This is a genomic window from Polystyrenella longa, assembly GCF_007750395.1.
GTDB lineage: Bacteria > Planctomycetota > Planctomycetia > Planctomycetales > Planctomycetaceae > Polystyrenella > Polystyrenella longa.
In genome coordinates, this window is the sequence record NZ_CP036281.1 from 3,020,236 (window position 1) to 3,034,688 (window position 14,453).

Genomic DNA, 14,453 nt, shown 5'->3' on the forward strand with positions numbered 1-14,453 from the left:
TGCTCTTAATTCAGAGTCAACGGAATGTTCTATTCTCGGGGATACACCAAGGAAAAGCTATGTTAAGAAAATTGTTCCGTCGTTCTGTACTTACTTCAGGAATAATCGTGTTATTGGCGGTTGGGTTGGTAACTCCTTCCCAAGCTTCCTGTTTCTTTAATTGGTTCAATGGCTGGGGCCACTCGGCTAACTACGGCGGTTCCAGCAACTGCTGTGGACCAATGCAGTCCTATTACCAGCCACCTGTGTATGCTCCTTCGGGATGCAACTCCTGTGGTTACGGCCCTGTGATGTATGGTGGCAGCAGTTGTGCCTCTGGCAATTGTGGTATCTCGGAAAACTGCGGAACCGAATCCATTACCTATGAAAGTCCCGAAGCAGGCGAATCGAAAAAGCCTGTTGACGAAGAGATGGAGCCTATTCGTTCACGGAACGAGAATGAGTCTCCCGATTCAACCTACAGCCCCCCCCCTGAACCCAATCTGGAAGGGGATTCTAATTGGGAAGGGACTCGCCCAAATTTTCGTGATGACCTTAACAGTCGGCCAAATGAGGGACGCCCTGGAAATAGAAGACCAGAATCTGATCTGGACTTCGACCTCAATAACGAGACAGAACCTTCAATTTCGAACGAGAATAACGGATTAGATCCCCTGCCGAGCCCTAATGAAGAGTTCAATCCCAACTTGGATATTCTGGAACCTTCTGTCGAACCGGCCGGTCCAGGCGAAGGCGCTCCCAGTCCACGCGACCAAAGAAATAATAACGTTTTCGAAAAAAGTCCATTCGGAAAAAATGGCACTGAAACGGAAACAGATCGTGCCGTTGCCAAACCGGTTGTCCCTGCTGAAGGGGATGTCGTCACCACAAAGAAACCTGAATCAGAAGAACCTGCTGAAGCTGTAGAAGAAGACGAAACTTCTCTTGAAGCTCCAGTAACGACTCCAGAAGAAATCGAAAGCGAAATCGAATCTGAGTTGAAAAAGGCGCAGGAAGAAGCGATTCCGACGCCTGAGGATGCCATCCCTGCAGAGCGGGAAGGCTTGCGACCTCTGAACCTTGATAACCAGTTCAGCTTGCACGCTCCAGCTCGTACTCGATTGCGTCAGGCTTCCAGCTCGAAAGTGACTGTTCAGGAAGTTGTTCGTAAACCGGGCAAACAGAAAGCCTTGTCGAAAACCGACACTAAAGGTCCTCGGATGGTTAGCCGCTAACGGTTAAACTTGAGTATCCAAACAGAACGCGAAGGTGAACGAATTGTTCCCTTCGCGTTTTTCATGCGCGGGCCACGGTGGAAATTTGACGAGTAAGCGAACAATTTTGTGAAAATTCGATTTCGACCTCGCTCTCAGTTGCTAGCCGTCCCGGAGATTGCCATCATGACGCCGTTCGGGCAGCCAAAACGCCCTTCACGACCGTGGTCCTGTTCAGTATTGAGGCCACAATTAACATGCTCCTTATGAGATAGTTTTCGCCCCTCGGGCAGGACGTAGAATCACAATGACTTCCGAAATTGAATCTCGCTTAGAACTCGCCTTAAAACTTGCTGAGGAAGCTCAGGTATTCATCCTCAAGCACTACCAGCACAAAGATCTGGAAGTCGAAGTGAAAGGGGACTTCTCCCCCGTCACCATCGCCGATCGTGGTGCAGAAGAGTTGATTCGCAAACGCCTGGCTGAAGTCCATCCCGAAGATGGTGTTCAGGGTGAAGAGTTCGACGACAAAGAATCTCAGAATGGATACAAATGGATTCTGGATCCAATCGATGGCACCAAATCATTCGTGCATGGAATTCCGTTGTTTGGAACATTGATCGGAATTGAAAAAGATGGCGAGATGGTCGCAGGGCTCTGTCGTTTCCCCGGACTTGATGAAGTTGTTTACGCTCGTCGTGGTGGAGGAGCCTGGTGGAAAAAAGGAGCCAATGCTCCCGAACAATGTCATGTCTCCACCGTCTCCAAACTAAGCGAATCGCTCGTCTGCATTACCGACATCAAACTGTGGGACACTAAAGGAATTCGCGACCTGCTGAGTGACCTCGGAAGCGAAGCTCGACTGCTACGAAACTGGGGAGACTGCTACGGTCACGCAATGGTAGCGACAGGACGCGCCGAAGTGATTCTGGAACCAGAAATGAATCCTTGGGACGCTTCCCCGTTTCTCCCAATTCTCGAAGAAGCGGGTGGTCATTACCTGAACTGGGATGGCGAAGCAACGATCTACGGCAGCAATGGTATTTCCGTAAATGCTGCTCTCAAAGATCAGTTCATCGAGATGCTTAATCCACGACAGTCGTAACGCGAATTATCGACTTCTTGTATTTCGCAATCATCGTGACTCTCACGTTTTCCCGGACATCGAACCTTCACCGTTTCCCTCTTAGTATTAAGAAGGCCCCTGGACAGGTTCAGTCCGATTGAAAACGTTATATCGAATCTCTCGTCGTTCCATCATCGTTGGACGGGAGAAATGGATACGCGACTACCCAGACAAGGAATGAAGCCAACATTCCGGGCACGATTTTGAACAATGATCCACTATAGGGTGTGTTGTGCCAGACGATCACTGTCGCCACGCCGGCAAGCATCATTAACAATGTCACCACTGTCGACGTCTTCAAGTGGAATAAGCGTATCACAAGTGCTGGTCCCAGCCCTGCTCCCAGTGCCGACCAGGCAATCAGCACGAGATTAAAAACGCGTTCGTCGTCGAACAACGCGATGCTCAATGCGAGCCCAGTAACTCCCAGAGTCGCCAGCTTGGTTATTACATACGAGTTTTTCCAACGGGGATTGATGTCGTTGCCAATCATTCCTGAACAAACCAGGATCTGCGAGTCGGCGGTTGACATCGTGGCTGCAAATAAACCCGCCAGCACGACTCCCACAAGGACGTCGGGGAGCAATAATTTGGCCATGACGGGCATCGTTAGTTCTGCGGCATAGTCTGCGTCAAGTCCTTGAGCAATCGGTAACGCCGTGATGTCAGGGATATATCCACGTGCATACATTCCGACAGCAATGCTTCCCAGGAAAAAGGGAATGAACCAGAGGAAGTAAACGGTGCGTGCCTGCCGAATTTCCTCGACGGATCGGATTGCCATGAAACGAACGAGAATATGTGGCTGACCAATGGCACCGAATCCGGCGAATACCCACCCGATCAGATACATGGCAAACCCAAACAGCAAATTGTCGGGAATCCATTGGACCAGCAACGGGTCTTGATCTTTGAGATTATCCCATAGCGCAGTTGGCGATCCAACTTCCTGAGCCGCCGCGAGTAGTAAAATACCCATCGCGAAAAACATAACAAAAGACTGCGCCGCGTCCGTCCAGATTGAAGCTCGAATACCGCCGGAAAAACAGTAAAGAACAACAATGATCGCGCCCATGATGGCTCCCGTATTCGGATGCCATTCGAACAGGATTTCGAGGGCCTTACTCCCTGCTTTCAGTTGCGCGGCGGCATACACTCCCAGAAAAAGAAAGGTCAGTATGCCAGCCACTGCGGCGACAGGGCGATTCGTCTTTCCGCCTGGTTGACTGGCAATGAGGGCGGGAACGGTCGTTGCACCGAAGGTCGCCGATTGTTCGCGGATACGCGGGTGTATGTATACCCAAGCGAAGAAGTCGCCGACGATCCAACCCACCATTATCCAGATTGCCTGAATCCCATATTGATAGGCGAATGCGATCTGGCCAATAAACATGAATCCGCTATTGTTCGTCGCCACGGCAGAAAGCGCTGCCAGCCAGGGAGCTACCGAACGATCAGCAAGCAAATAATCTTCTGTTGTTGCTTTTCGTTGGAATGTGGAAAGGACTCCAATGATGATGAAGCCCAGAAGCGAAACGACGAAGCTGACAATGACAAGATCCATATTACCGCGATGTGCCCGAGTATGAAGTGGTAAAGAAATGCGTACTGACATGCAGGACCATCGATACTAACAGTTCAGACAATCAGACCCAACCCACTTCTTTGAGGATGCGTTCGGGCTTAAATTCCTGAGGATAATTGAAAAAAACTTTCGCCCTGCTATAGCAGACTCAATAGCACATTGATGACGCCGTGAAACTAGCCTCACCAGATGTTAACTTGTAGAGGGGTTGATGTTGTTCCGATAAGTACTATACTCAAAACTCAACTATTTAGGTGTCAAAGGTATTCTACAAAGCAGCTCGAGAATCAACCGATGGGGTTGATTTCTGCGATTCGCCGAGGGCCTCACTCGACGTAATTCAAAGAATGAACGAGTCTGACAATCAGAAGCTGACGTTGCGACAGCCAACCACGATGGATGCGGGTTGGATGTGGCGTCTTGTTCGAGAGACTGGTGTCCTCGATTCAAATTCCTGCTATCTGTATCTTTTGCTCTGCCGTGATTTTTCGGAATCATGCATTGTAGCGGAAGATGGCTCACGTATCGTCGGATTTATTTCCGGCTATCGCCCCCCCGAAACGCCCAACACTTTATTTATATGGCAAGTTGGCGTTAGTCAATCTGCGCGGCGTCGGGGTATTGCTTTACGTATGTTGATCTCTCTGGTGGACCGTTGTCGTCAGCAACAAGGTCTTGAGTATGTGGAAGCGACTGTTACGGCCGATAATCAGGCATCGCGGCGTTTATTTGAAAAATATGCGAACGCGAATCGTCTAGATATCAATGAAGAAACCGGGTTTGTTGAATCAGAATTCGTCTTTGGCGGACATGATGCTGAACCCCGTTTGCGAATTGGGCCGTTAAATACCACTGAGCTAAGAATCAGTGAGCTGGCTCCCTGATAGGATAAACTGAGTTCTGTTGCAAACTGCGCAGAGTTTTCAGTCATTTTGAAGTTCTATCCCTCCACAGTACTACACCCAAATTGAACTCATACGAATTACTCTCAAAGCGAGTCTTATTTAAATGGATATTTTCGAAGCGTTGGAAAGCAATGTTCGCGGTTACTGCCGAACGTTCCCGGCAATCTTTAATACGGCTAAAGACCATCTCATGATTGATGAAGATGGCAATCGTTACATTGACTTCTTCGCCGGTGCAGGGTCGTTGAATTACGGACACAACCCTGAACCACTCAAACGGAAGCTAATTGAATATCTATCGAAAGATGGAATCACACATGCACTCGATATGTCTACTTGTGCTAAACGAGAATTTTTAACAACCTTCAACGATGTTATCCTGGAACCACGCGGCCTGGATTACAAAGTCATGTTCCCAGGACCGACCGGAACTAACTCGGTGGAAGCAGCACTTAAGCTGGCTCGCAAAGTAACCGGACGACATAATGTGGTCTCGTTTACCAACGGATTCCATGGAATGACGCTTGGATCGTTAGCACTGACTGGCAACGGAGGCAAACGTGCCGGAGCAGGTGTTCCTCTGGCGAATGTTACTCACATGCCGTTTTGCAATTACCTTGGCAGTGAAGCAGATACGATCGCGAATCTGGAACGATACCTCGAAGATTCAAGTAGTGGTATGGATTTGCCTGCTGCTTTCATTATTGAGACGGTACAGGCGGAAGGTGGCGTTAACGTCGCCACCAAACAGTGGCTGGTAGATCTGTTCGCTTTGGCTAAGAAATATGACGTTCTGGTCATCGTCGACGACATTCAAGTTGGCTGCGGTCGAACAGGCCCCTTCTTCAGCTTCGAGCCTTTTAGTCTCCAACCCGACATTGTCTGTCTTTCAAAATCCCTCTCGGGTTATGGGTTACCATTCGCACTGACGTTGATGAAACCGGAACTCGACGTTTTCGAGCCTGGCGAACACAACGGAACCTTCCGCGGACACAATGCCGCATTTGTGACGGCAACGGCATCAATCAAGGAGTACTGGGAAGACGATTCCCTGTCCCGCAAAGTGAATCGACACTCTAAAATCATCCGCGACGTCCTGTTGGATATCGCTGCTGAATTCGATGGTGAATTAGAAGTACGTGGCCGAGGAATGATTCAGGGAATTCAATTTCAAGACCCCGCCATCGCAACCAGTATTTCGAAAGAAGCCTATAGCCGTGGGTTAATTATCGAAACTTCTGGCCCCAGCGATGAAGTCGTCAAACTGTTACCTCCACTGACCATTTGCGAATCGGCCCTGATTGAAGGGTTGGAGATTCTGAAAGAGAGCGCTCTCGCCGTTCAGAAAACTCCTACTTGCGTTTCATAAACACGCGCGTCGGGTGGAATAACCGTTATCATAGATAGCGGTTGTTCTATCTTTATTTTGCACTTCAAATTCTTTACTTCGACTACCACTGAATAAACAGAGTACACCATGATTGTTCGATCTCTCACCGAACTGATAGACACTGATCGCGAAACTAAAGGAGAGACCTGGTCTAGCCGGCGCTTGCTTCTTAAAAAAGATGGAATGGGCTTCTCGCTTCACGACACTCTTATCCATGCGGGTACGACAACGGAGATGCACTACAAAAACCATCTTGAATCGGTTTACTGCATCGAAGGTAAAGGCATCCTCAAGGATCTGACGAACGACAAAGAATATGAGATCAAAGCGGATACCATGTACGCGCTCAGTGGAAACGAGCATCATATTCTCATCGCTGAAGAAACCATGCGCATGATCTGTGTGTTCAACCCGCCGGTCGTCGGTCCCGAAAAGCATGGAGCCGACCTGGCTTACCCATTGCTGACAGGTGAAGAGTAAGCGGTAAATTAACGACTAAGTTGCTTAATCCGCCAAACCATATCGGACGATACACCACAGCGCCTGCAGACCATCTTTCCAACCGATTTTCTTTCCCTGCTCATAGGTGCGTCCGGAATAACTGATCGACATCTCGTACACGCGATAACGACGGCGAGCGACTTTGGCCGTAATCTCCGGTTCAAAACCAAATCGATTTTGCTTGAGTCCGGGGAGTACGTCCTTAATGACTTCTTTACGGAAAATCTTGTAACAAGTTTCCATATCAGTCAGGTTGAGATCAGTAAAGCAGTTCGAGAGCAGCGTCAGGAACTTATTGGCGATGTAGTGCCAGAAGTAAAGCACTCGATGAGGGTGATCTCCCAGAAACCGGCTTCCATATACGACGTCGGCCCGATCTTCTACGATCGGCTGAATCAAGCGGGGATACTCCTCCGGGTTGTACTCCAGATCGGCGTCCTGAATCAGCACGATGTCGCCAGTCGCTTTCGCGAAACCTGTGCGCAGCGCTGCCCCCTTGCCCAGGTTTCGTTCGTGTTGTTCAACGATGATCTCGCAATCTGAACTACTCAGTTGCTCTTGAACAATTTGAAGTAGCGGATAACTTCCGTCTGTACTGCAATCATCCACGAGAATAATCTGCTTCCGAATGGGCGAGCGGATAACGCGACGTAGCAGATCAGCAACCGTGGCTTCCTCGTTATAAACGGGGATGACCACCGAGAGAAGCAGATCAGGTGGGATCGCATAAACCCCCAGTTGTTCACAAACGGAACGGCCCAATTGCCGTACTAATTGCACGTACCATTCCTGGCTATACAAGGCTTGGTCCGTGACGAGAATATCCTCATCAGACTGACAGGAGGGTTGGTTGGCTTCGTTCATGGTGACAATGGTTAAACAGATGCGAGTTCAAAAATGCGATTATCGTTTTGTTGTGGAGCCTCAGTCTCCCTGACTCGAGGGAAATACAGCGGTTTACGCCGATCCGAATTCACTCTGGTGGATTTTAATTCTCAGCGAATTTAAATCTCCGAGAGTGCTCGGTATGATGGAATGATACTGAACGGTCGAACTCTTTAAGTCAAGACCTTCGCACTTTCGACGAAATGATTCTTGGCTGAAGAAGATCTACTTCGCTCCCGTTTAATTGATTCAGAAATTGTCGCTCCATCCCTCGTGAAAATAACAGGTGGCTGACTGATGTCCACGGAAAAACTCGTCCTAACCGACGTCGAAAACCAGATTTGGCATAACTCGATCGTTCTTCCATCAACTAGCAGAGAATTGACGGGCAATCTTGGTCAATGCTCTATCAGTAAACAGACCTTTCAAGGGGGCCGCGCCGCCGGAGTCGATCTCGTTGAAATCGATAATGGCCACCTGTCGATCTCGGTCTTACCTACCCGGGGTATGGGGATCTGGAAAGTAAAGGCAGGTGATACGGAATTTGGTTGGTCATCGCCAGTCAAACAACCAGTGAACCCCGCCTTTGTGAATTTGCAGGAACGCGATGGTCTCGGTTGGCTATCCGGGTTTAACGAATTGATGTGCCGATGTGGACTCGCTTGGCATGGGGCACCGGAAAAAGATCCTGAAACGGGAGAGTTCCGCACACTACACGGACGTATCGCCAATTTGCCCGTCCATTACCTTGAGGCCGAAACAAGCAATGAGGGTGAAGGATTTTTAAAGCTGACGGGGCTGATTGAGGAGGCGATGTTATTCTGGCCCGCTTTTGAACTGGAAAGTAGCCTGACCACAATTCCCGGCAGTAATTCCTTCACCATTCAGGACAAGATCATCAACAAAGGGGGAACGCCGCAACAATTTGAAATTCTGTACCATACGAATTTCGGTACACCTCTACTTGAGCAGGGTTCACGACTGGTCATGACACATGAAGAACTTTCGCCTCGTGATGACTGGGCCGGCGAAGAACTTGATCGCTGGGCCGACTACATTGCTCCTGAACCAGGTCGTGCCGAGCAATGTTACTTCATGCGACCCGGTGCGGATTCCGAAGGAAAAGCGCGGGCGTTACTCCGAAACAGTAAGGGGACTCTGGCAGCAGGCATGGAATGGAATGTGAAAGAATTGCCCTGGTTCACACAATGGAAAAACGAACAAAGTATTGCCGATGGCTACTGCACTGGCTTGGAACCGGGGACCAGTTTCCCCAATCCAAACAGCTTTGAACGAGAACAGGGAAGGTTAATCACCCTACAACCCGGCGCATCCTGGGATATATCACTGACGTTGAGTTTCTATACTTCTCAGGAAGAGATTTCCAAAGCCGAGCATCTGATTACTTCGACGCAAGAACATATCATGCCCAAAATCCACACAGCGCCTTTACCATTTCACTCTTCTGCCGCAAAATGACTGCCTTGAAAGTTGAGCAGCAAAACGACATTAAATCGGCCCGACATCTTCTCCAGTCGTTACAAACGATACTCGCCACAAAGTCATACCTACTGATGTAAGGCATCGAAAGGAAATGACTCTGGAACGAGGAAAGAGATCGTGCCGATTCAGAGGGTAAGGTCTCATTGTCCGAATCGAGATCCGTAGACCTGGAAGAGTTCGAGGCCTTGTTGCTATTTTACTGTCTGGAAGAAATGAACCGTTCATGAGCGAGCCCGTCATCATGTCGAATTCCGAAACCCCCGCTGGACAGGTTAGTACACCCTTCTTACCTGTGACGTCAAATCGTCATGAGGGCAAGACGATCGCGATCATGCCTGCTTATAATGCGGCTGCAACGTTAAAGCGAACGCTGGATGATTTCCCGCCTGGGGTTGTTGACGAGACAATTCTTGTGGATGACTGCAGTCGAGACAATACAGCGGAAGTTGCTCGTGAGCTTGGCCTGACGGTGATCGTTCATGATCAGAATAAAGGTTATGGCGGCAACCAGAAAACCTGCTATCGTCGGGCTCTTGAATCAGGTGCCGAGTATGTGGTGATGATTCATCCGGATTATCAGTACGATAGCCGCGTGATTGGCCTCGCAGTCGAGACGATGAAGCTGGGAATACTCGATGTCTGCATCGGTTCTCGAATTCGGACTCGTCGGGAGACTCTGCAGGGGGGCATGCCGCTTTACAAGTATTTCGCCAATCGCTTTCTGACGACTGTCGAGAATAGCGTACTGGGGCAGAACCTGGGCGACTTTCACAGTGGCTTTCGCGCCTATCGTCGTGAAGTCCTTGAAACGATTCCGTTCGAACGAAATTCGGATGACTTCGTTTTCGACAGCCAGTTCCTGGCGCAGGTCGTCCACTTCGGTTTCAAAATGGGTGACATTCCCGTGCCGGTTCGATATTTCGCCGAAGCATCGAGTATTAACTTTAGCCGCAGTATGAAATACGGACTCTCGACGTTAGGCGTACTTGGCAGCTATTTGATGCACCGCTGGCATCTGAAGAAATCACCGTTGTTCGAAGTGAAGGAATCGCGAGCAGTGAACGAATCAGGCGGGGACGCTTGAACGCCCCCTCAGTTTCGCGTATTTGAGTGATTGTTGCCGATTAATAATTCTTCGGCGGTCGCGGTCGCACCGGCTGAAAATCTTTGATCTCGTATTCATCGAGAAGCATGTTGATGCGTTTTTCGATCTCTGTCAGTTGCGATCCTTGTTCACGAGTAACAAAGGTAATTGCCTGGCCTTTGCCCACTGAGGAGAGTCGCCCTGCTCTTCCAATGCGGTGGACGTAATCATCACAGAATTCGGGCACATCATAATTAATGATGTGAGAGATACCGCTGATATCAATTCCGCGACCCACAACATCCGTCGCAATCAACATTCGCGTTTTGCCACCCCGGAATTCTTTGATCACGCTGTCGCGTTTCGGTTGCGCCAGGTCACCATGGATGACGGCAATGTTTTTCAGCTTCTTCGCGAACGTTTTATATAATCGTTCCGCTCCCCGTTTGGTACGGGTGAACACCAGAACCTGTTGGGGACGTTCCTGGAGAAGAAACTTAGCCATTAACGAGATTTTGCGGTCTGCATCGACGCTGATGTAAAACTGCTGAATTGATTTATTGGCGACGTCTTTCTCTGAAAGATCGACGCGATCCGGATCGATCATGTATCGCTTGGCAAGCCGTTCCACTTCGGAAGACATCGTAGCTGAAAGCAGGAGTGTCTGGCGTTGCTCAGGGCACCGTTTCATGATCTTTTCGATATCCGGACGGAAACCGATATCGAGCATACGGTCAGCTTCGTCCAGAACGACGAACTTCACCTGATCGAGAACTAGATCTTTTCGAAACAACAGGTCAATTACTCGACCCGGCGTACCGACAACCATTTGCGCTCCGTTTTCCAGATCGCGAATTTGCTTACGGATAGGACGCCCCCCCACCAGCACAGCCATTTTCAGGCTTTTGGGACCAAGACGTTCCAGTTCATTTGAGACCTGTTCGCTCAGTTCCCGTGTAGGTGTAAGAATGATTGCTTGCAGCCCGGGAAGGCGGGGGTCCATCTGCTCCAGTATGGGCAGACCAAAGGCGGCCGTCTTACCGGTGCCCGTTTGAGCCTGGCCGGTGACATCGCGCCCTGTGAGTGCGATCGGAATGAATTGCTCTTGAATAGGACTCGGTTTCTTATAACCGAGTTTATCCAGGCGAGCCAGGACTTTCGGATTTAAACCGAGCGAAGCGAATTCGGTATCCGGCGTTTTTTGAGTTTTTTTCGAGGGACGTTTTTTATTGGATCGGCTTTTATTCTCTTTTGTATTCACAGTTTCGTTCTAGCTCGTGGTGAGCATTTTTTTTCTGGCATCTCTCTCTACTTTCAGCCGGCAAGGAGCCAAAGACGCGTTTCCTATGGAGATGGCCTGCAATGTCAGAACGTAGTCTGATATTTCATTTTCAATTACTGGTACCACCTGCTTAACCTCGAAATGATTCACTCTGTTCCGACCAGGCTGAATGTTTTTTACAGTCGGAACGGGGGGCGAGTTCTTCTAACCATGAACTCACCAATACAATGTTGTAGTTTCAGACATTTCGAAATTGTTTTTTGGGAATTTCGAAGAGCGTGTTCCCCGTAAGGAAGAATCCCAGTAGGAAAAATTATCGCTCGTTGGAATGTTTGCTAGTGTTTTATTGAGTGAAGTCGTTTTCCTGTACCCAGAGCACTGAGGTGTACACAGGAAAATCGAGGCCATCCAGGACCTGACTCAGGCTTTTCCGTTTATCTGTTATTGTTCGAAAGGAAGAGTAGTCAGAGAAGGTCTTGAGGTGGGAGTATCTTGAATTGGTCCTTAATCTACAGGAATAAGAGAGGCCGAGTCAACAGAGAAACGTCGTCGAATGTTCACGTGACGGCCCTGCATCCATGAAACTGGACCGGTCGCAACGGATATCCGGATTCTCTTTAGAAGTTCGACGACCCCTTTCCGTTCCCGTTTCTTTTTTTCGCCTGAGCCGATTCCCCAATCAATTCGGTCAGTTCGGCGTAGCCCAGGCTCTCTTTATCAAGTAGTGCCTCCGCAAGCTTGGTCAAGGCCTCACGGTTTTCTGTGAGTAGTTCTGTCGCACGATTGGCCGCATTAATTAGAATACTTTGTATTTCTGTATCTACTAAGTGAGCGGTCTGTTCGCTGTATTCCCGGGAATCGTGCATTTCTTTACCGAGGAAGGGATGAACTTCGCGTTGGTCAAAGGCGACAGGGCCGATCTTCTCGCTCATTCCCCAGTTCGCAACCATTCGTCGCGCAATCTGGGTCGCTTTCTTAAGGTCACTTTGAGCCCCTGCGGTGTATTCATCAAAGATCAGTTTTTCGGCAGCGCGGCCTCCCATGATCATCGCCAGTTGTGCATGGAGTTTATTTTCACCGATGCTGAAGTTTTCCTCATCGGGCACAAGTTGCGTCAATCCGAGTGACCAACCACGAGGGATAATCGTCACTTTGTGTACTGAGTCTACCTCGGGTTCCAACCAGGCGATCAGAGCGTGACCCGCTTCATGATAAGCGGTCATGTCCCGTTCGTGGCCTTGCAGAATATTCTCGCGAGGTGGCCCCATCAAAACTTTGTCCCGAGCTGAATCGAAGTCTTCCATCATGACCACTTTTCGAGAAGCACGTGCGGCGTGAATTGCGGCTTCGTTCACCAGGTTCTTCAATTCAGCACCGGAAAAACCAATCGTGTTAGCGGCGATGTTTTCCAGATCGACAGAAGAGTCGAGGGGAATACTCCGTGTATGAACCTTGAGAATTCCGACCCGGCCCTCTTTAGAAGGTTTATCAACCGTCACATGTCGGTCGAATCGTCCTGGACGAAGTAATGCGGGATCGAGAACGTCTGGCCGGTTCGTCGCGGCGATGACGATGGCTGCTTCATTCTTTTCGAAACCATCCATCTCACTTAAAATCTGGTTGAGTGTCTGTTCCCGTTCATCGTGACCACCACCCAGTCCCGCTCCACGTTCGCGGCCGACAGCGTCGATTTCATCAATGAAGATGATACAGGGAGCGTTTTCCTTTGCCGTTTTGAATAAATCGCGGACACGACTGGCCCCGACTCCGACAAACATCTGAATAAATTCAGAACCACTCACGGAGAAGAAGGGAACCCCCGCTTCACCGGCGGTGGCACGGGCGAGCAAAGTTTTACCAGTACCCGGAGAGCCTTTCAAAAGCACACCCCGGGGGATTTCGGCACCGATTTTGCGGAACTTTTCAGGGTTTTTCAGAAATTCGACGACCTCTTCCAGTTCGAGTTTGGCCTGCTCCATACCGGCGACATCGTTGAATGTCTGCTGTTTATCGCTCTTGGTAAACCGTTTCGCTGGGCTCTTCGCGAAGTTCCCAAACATTCCCTGTCCCATCGACTCCGAGTTTCGTCGGAAGATGAAAAAGATAATCCCAAGGAAGAAGACCGACATCAGGAAATAGATCAGCAATTGCTGTCCTGCTCCGGAGTCAAATGGAAGCGCTTTGTAACTCTTGAGCTTCTTTTCTTCTGTCAGCGTTTTCACAAACTGGAAAAGGCTCTCCGTATCATAGACGTATGAAGTGAAATCTTCGCTCAGCTTCTTGTCTTTGTCCTCGGGGTCCGTGGGGGGCTCCACCCATTTTCCGTAAATCGTATTAGGGGGATTGTAGATAATCTCTTCTACATTCCCTTGCTCCGCCTGTTCGCGCACAAAGCTATACTCGACATCTTTGGTTCCGCCCATATTGAACAGGAACATTACTGCCAGCATGATCAGCAGAATGAACCAGATACCACCAGGAAAACCGGGCGCCGGCCGTTTCTTCTTTTCACCAGAGTTGCCTTGGCTTTTCTCTGATTTTTGCTTTTTGGAAGGTTCGGGCTTCGAAGAAGGGGAATCCATCAATCATCCTTTAAGTCAATTCAAACCGAAGGTTTCTCAGTTACTAAAGCGGGAACTGTATCTTTCCCGCACTTCCCACACGGGAAACGACGGGGACAGCCCACGATTGTCCAGAGATACCATTTCTAACAATCGTCAGATTACCGCTGTGTAATTCCCAGGGGGCCTGTTTGACCAACTCAGAGTGAAATCAACTAAGGTGGAAACGAGGTACCGGGAATCAGCTGAAACAGGTCCCCGATTGAGGAGACGCGCGGTAATATCGAACGGTCATTAAAAACGGTAAACAGGCTTCCTGCCTGTTGTTCGGTTGAATTCGTATGTTCGTTTATTGAAGTCTTTTTAAGAAACAAGGTCGCCCTATTCTAGACAGTTCAACCCCGTTGAAAAACCGACTGGGCCGTCTACTGGCAGACG

At 49.3% G+C, this 14,453-nt stretch carries 11 protein-coding genes; 7 read left to right on the top strand and 4 right to left on the bottom strand.

Features of this window, described 5'->3' with window-relative positions:
- The first annotated feature begins 59 nt into the window (after positions 1-59).
- Positions 60-1,214, top strand: a complete 1,155-nt coding sequence (locus Pla110_RS11225; RefSeq protein WP_144995856.1) for a hypothetical protein — start codon at positions 60-62, stop codon at positions 1,212-1,214.
- 286 nt (positions 1,215-1,500) lie between these two features.
- A complete protein-coding gene (locus Pla110_RS11230; protein ID WP_144995857.1) occupies positions 1,501-2,298 on the top strand; it encodes an inositol monophosphatase family protein in 798 nt (265 codons plus the stop codon).
- 127 nt (positions 2,299-2,425) lie between these two features.
- On the opposite strand, the gene Pla110_RS11235 is transcribed toward Pla110_RS11230, so the two are convergent.
- A complete protein-coding gene (locus Pla110_RS11235) occupies positions 2,426-3,934 on the bottom strand; it encodes a sodium/proline symporter (protein ID WP_197440669.1) in 1,509 nt (502 codons plus the stop codon).
- Positions 3,935-4,251: 317 nt separating this feature from the next.
- Here Pla110_RS11235 and ectA point away from each other — a divergent pair, with 317 nt between their 5' ends.
- From ectA to Pla110_RS11250, 3 genes are all read left to right on the top strand, one after another.
- Positions 4,252-4,788, top strand: a complete 537-nt coding sequence (gene ectA / locus Pla110_RS11240; RefSeq protein ID WP_144995858.1) for a diaminobutyrate acetyltransferase — start codon at positions 4,252-4,254, stop codon at positions 4,786-4,788.
- Between the two features lie 124 nt (positions 4,789-4,912).
- Positions 4,913-6,178 (top strand): diaminobutyrate--2-oxoglutarate transaminase, encoded by a 1,266-nt coding sequence (gene ectB, locus Pla110_RS11245; protein WP_144995859.1) that lies wholly within the window; start codon positions 4,913-4,915, stop codon positions 6,176-6,178.
- A 108-nt stretch (positions 6,179-6,286) separates the two neighbouring features.
- A complete protein-coding gene (locus tag Pla110_RS11250) occupies positions 6,287-6,679 on the top strand; it encodes an ectoine synthase (RefSeq protein ID WP_144995860.1) in 393 nt (130 codons plus the stop codon).
- A 24-nt stretch (positions 6,680-6,703) separates the two neighbouring features.
- On the opposite strand, the gene Pla110_RS11255 is transcribed toward Pla110_RS11250, so the two are convergent.
- Complete coding sequence (locus tag Pla110_RS11255) at positions 6,704-7,564, bottom strand: glycosyltransferase family 2 protein (protein WP_144995861.1); 861 nt, start codon at positions 7,562-7,564, stop codon at positions 6,704-6,706.
- A gap of 318 nt (positions 7,565-7,882) precedes the next feature.
- On the opposite strand from Pla110_RS11255, the gene Pla110_RS11260 reads away from it, so the two are divergent.
- Positions 7,883-9,064: an aldose 1-epimerase family protein gene (locus tag Pla110_RS11260; protein ID WP_144995862.1), complete on the top strand. Its 1,182-nt coding sequence runs from the start codon at positions 7,883-7,885 to the stop codon at positions 9,062-9,064.
- Positions 9,065-9,419: 355 nt separating this feature from the next.
- A complete protein-coding gene (locus Pla110_RS11265; RefSeq protein WP_144999680.1) occupies positions 9,420-10,172 on the top strand; it encodes a glycosyltransferase family 2 protein in 753 nt (250 codons plus the stop codon).
- 40 nt (positions 10,173-10,212) lie between these two features.
- Here Pla110_RS11265 and Pla110_RS11270 read toward each other — a convergent pair whose 3' ends face one another.
- Positions 10,213-11,433 (bottom strand): DEAD/DEAH box helicase, encoded by a 1,221-nt coding sequence (locus tag Pla110_RS11270; protein WP_144995863.1) that lies wholly within the window; start codon positions 11,431-11,433, stop codon positions 10,213-10,215.
- Between the two features lie 638 nt (positions 11,434-12,071).
- Positions 12,072-14,036, bottom strand: coding sequence for an ATP-dependent zinc metalloprotease FtsH (gene ftsH / locus Pla110_RS11275; RefSeq protein ID WP_144995864.1), 1,965 nt, complete (start codon positions 14,034-14,036; stop codon positions 12,072-12,074).
- Positions 14,037-14,453: the final 417 nt, after the last annotated feature.

Excerpts from the sequence above, each read along its gene's own strand:
- Pla110_RS11235 (WP_197440669.1), bottom strand. The coding sequence starts at position 3,934 with ATGTCAGTACGCATTTCTTTACCACTTCATACTCGGGCACATCGCGGT.
- Pla110_RS11260 (WP_144995862.1), top strand. The coding sequence starts at position 7,883 with ATGTCCACGGAAAAACTCGTCCTAACCGACGTCGAAAACCAGATTTGG.
- Pla110_RS11230 (WP_144995857.1), top strand. The coding sequence starts at position 1,501 with ATGACTTCCGAAATTGAATCTCGCTTAGAACTCGCCTTAAAACTTGCT.
- Pla110_RS11255 (WP_144995861.1), bottom strand. The coding sequence starts at position 7,564 with ATGAACGAAGCCAACCAACCCTCCTGTCAGTCTGATGAGGATATTCTC.
- Pla110_RS11250 (WP_144995860.1), top strand. The coding sequence starts at position 6,287 with ATGATTGTTCGATCTCTCACCGAACTGATAGACACTGATCGCGAAACT.
- ectB (WP_144995859.1), top strand. The coding sequence starts at position 4,913 with ATGGATATTTTCGAAGCGTTGGAAAGCAATGTTCGCGGTTACTGCCGA.
- Pla110_RS11265 (WP_144999680.1), top strand. The coding sequence starts at position 9,420 with ATGCCTGCTTATAATGCGGCTGCAACGTTAAAGCGAACGCTGGATGAT.
- ectA (WP_144995858.1), top strand. The coding sequence starts at position 4,252 with ATGAACGAGTCTGACAATCAGAAGCTGACGTTGCGACAGCCAACCACG.
- ftsH (WP_144995864.1), bottom strand. The coding sequence starts at position 14,036 with ATGGATTCCCCTTCTTCGAAGCCCGAACCTTCCAAAAAGCAAAAATCA.
- Pla110_RS11225 (WP_144995856.1), top strand. The coding sequence starts at position 60 with ATGTTAAGAAAATTGTTCCGTCGTTCTGTACTTACTTCAGGAATAATC.